Genomic DNA, 2,244 nt, shown 5'->3' with positions numbered 1-2,244 from the left:
GGGTTCCGCGCGCCGGGCGATTGCTCAACCCACGCCGAAAGGCGTAAATCAGCTACCGGCTCCGGTCGCGGCTGGATGAAAGTTCAGTGGCAGGTCACCCAGTGACCAGCCCGCCCCGGACCGTCTGGAAGAATGCGCTGTCCTCCATCCCGCGCAGGATGGCCACGCGGTCGGCCTCCCACCCGGCCGACAGAAAGTCGTCGAAGCCCGCCTCCCTGGCGGCGTCGTCCAGCGCCGCGATGCCCTCGGCGACCACGGTCTTCTGTTCGGGCGTGTCTTAGCCCTTGACCGCGATCGCATAGGAGCGGTCGCCGATCCGGTCATGCGAATAGATGTCGCGCGCCATCTGCTGCAGCGTCGCCATCTCGTGCTCGCTGATCGCGGTGACCTCCTCCGCCCAGGCCGCGTCGGGGGCCGTGATGAAGCCCGCCCCGGTCACCGCCAGCGCACCGGCCGCCAGCGCACCGGCCGCGAGCGCACGCGACAACAGCGCCCGCCGGGTCGGCCCCGTGGTCCTTGCTTCCGACACGGGTTCCTCCTCCCTTGTGTCGTGCCGCCGCGCCCCCTCCCCGGGACGCGCGGCCCCGTCTATTGATAGCGGCCGCCGCGCTGCAGGACCTCGATCTCGTATCCGTCAGGGTCCTTGATGAAGAAGAATCGCGCGATCACCGCGCCGCCGGGGGCGAAATCGACCAGCTTGCGCGGGGCGAACCCCAGCTCCTCCAGCCGGGCATGGGTCGCGTCGACATCCTCGACCGAGAAGGCGACATGGCCATAGCCGTCGCCCAGGTCATAGGGCTCGGTCCGGCCCTTGTTCACGGTCAGCTCCAGCTCGGTGCCGGATTCGCCGTTGGCGAGATAGATCAGCGTGAATTTCTCGAAATCCAGCCGCTCGGCCACCTTCAGGCCAAAGCAGCGGTCGTAGAAATCGACCGAGGCCGCCTCGTCCAGAACGCGGATCATCGAGTGGATGTATTTGGCCATCAGGCCCTCCCTGCACTTGCCGTCATGGGTTCAGGCTAGGGCGGGCGCGGAGGGGTCGGGTAGTAATGGAATACTACAGGCGCATTTTTTGCACGATCATTCCGCGGCGATGGCGGGAACGGCGTCCTCCTCGCCCAAGTGGATCGTGCAGGCGCAGCGCAGCAGCGAGGTGAAGTTGCGCGCCTCGCCATGCAGCTCCAGCACCTCGGCATGCAGCCGCGAGATGAAGGCGGGCGTGGTCACCCCCTCCCGCGCGGCGATCCGGTCGAGGATGTGCCAGAAGGCCCGCTCCAGGCGGATCGAGGTCGATTGCCCGTTCAGGCGCAGGCGGCGGGTGACGGTCTCATAGCGGTCCGGGTGCTGTCCGGCAAAGATCTGGCACATGAGCTTGATCTCGAGGTGGTTGCGCCCCACCACTGTCGCGCCGCCACGCCCGGCGGTCAACGCGACTTTTCGGGCAGGATTCGCGGCATATTGGACAGCCTGTCGCAGGCGGCACGCTACAGGTGCCGCCGATCGCCGCGTGGCGGAACAGATGGGGGCATCCGCGAAAGGGCGGACCATGCGTCAGGCACGATCCATCCGGCCTGCATCAATGGGCCAATTGGATGTCCCGCGCGATCATCACCGCCTCGGTGCCCCATCCGGTGACAACGACAGTCCTGCCGGATCTCAGCTGGATGAAGGCCTCCAGCGGTGTCCGGCAGAGCCGATGGAACGGCGGCACCAAGTCCAGAAATGCGACACTCGAAGTGCAATAGCGTCCGCCCGCACCGGCTGCAGGATCGGTATTCAGGACGACTTCGGTCGGGCCGCCGGTCAGGACGGCTGCGGCCAGTGGCAATCCGACAATGGCGGCCGAGTAACCACCGAGCATCAGCATGATCGGCATGACGATCCAGCGCTGCATCCAATCGAGCAGGCGCTGGCTTGACGTCCTGGCAACCGGTTCCCGAGCCTGCGGGATCAGAAGAACGGCTCCGATCAGGCAGTAGGCAATGCTTGAAACGACGACAGGCCCGGTCGGCCAGGTCAGCACCAGCGGCCCCATACCCAAGGTCAGTGCAAACAGAGGCCCCATGGAGACGAGCAGCCAGAGATAACCCAACCACCGCAGCCATTTCGGCCAGCGGTCCGCGGCGCGCCATGCGTCGAGGATCGCGGCCATCGCCCCCTCCTCACCATGAAAAAGGGCCGCCCTTTCGGGCGGCCCTCTCGCTTACGCGGTCTGTCGGATCACTTGATGATCTTGGAGACGAC

At 66.4% G+C, this 2,244-nt stretch carries 5 protein-coding genes; all 5 read right to left on the bottom strand.

Annotation, left to right across the window (positions count from 1 at the left end):
• Positions 1–94: 94 nt before the first annotated feature.
• Complete coding sequence (locus tag AC2SGK_RS18180; RefSeq protein ID WP_488324783.1) at positions 95–256, bottom strand: hypothetical protein; 162 nt, start codon at positions 254–256, stop codon at positions 95–97.
• A 21-nt stretch (positions 257–277) separates the two neighbouring features.
• Positions 278–529 carry a hypothetical protein gene (locus tag AC2SGK_RS18175; RefSeq protein ID WP_488324782.1) on the bottom strand — a complete coding sequence of 84 codons (252 nt, stop codon included), beginning with the start codon at positions 527–529 and terminating at the stop codon, positions 278–280.
• A 59-nt stretch (positions 530–588) separates the two neighbouring features.
• A complete protein-coding gene (locus AC2SGK_RS18170; protein WP_488324781.1) occupies positions 589–984 on the bottom strand; it encodes a VOC family protein in 396 nt (131 codons plus the stop codon).
• Positions 985–1,080: 96 nt separating this feature from the next.
• On the bottom strand, positions 1,081–1,368 hold the full coding sequence (locus AC2SGK_RS18165) for a ribbon-helix-helix domain-containing protein (protein ID WP_411839455.1): 288 nt from the start codon (positions 1,366–1,368) through the stop codon (positions 1,081–1,083).
• Positions 1,369–1,576: 208 nt separating this feature from the next.
• The gene (locus AC2SGK_RS18160) at positions 1,577–2,152 is read right to left on the bottom strand and encodes a hypothetical protein (RefSeq protein ID WP_488324780.1); all 576 of its coding nucleotides are present in this window, start codon (positions 2,150–2,152) and stop codon (positions 1,577–1,579) included.
• Positions 2,153–2,244: the final 92 nt, after the last annotated feature.

The sequence above is a fragment of the Paracoccus sp. NIOT.M2S5SZ12 genome, assembly GCF_057748165.1.
This window is presented reverse-complemented; position numbering and strand designations above follow the sequence as displayed.

What these genes read in the sequence shown, in the direction of transcription:
- AC2SGK_RS18170 (WP_488324781.1), bottom strand. Translation starts at nt 984, where the DNA reads ATGGCCAAATACATCCACTCGATGATCCGCGTTCTGGACGAGGCGGCC.
- AC2SGK_RS18165 (WP_411839455.1), bottom strand. Translation starts at nt 1,368, where the DNA reads ATGTGCCAGATCTTTGCCGGACAGCACCCGGACCGCTATGAGACCGTC.
- AC2SGK_RS18160 (WP_488324780.1), bottom strand. Translation starts at nt 2,152, where the DNA reads ATGGCCGCGATCCTCGACGCATGGCGCGCCGCGGACCGCTGGCCGAAA.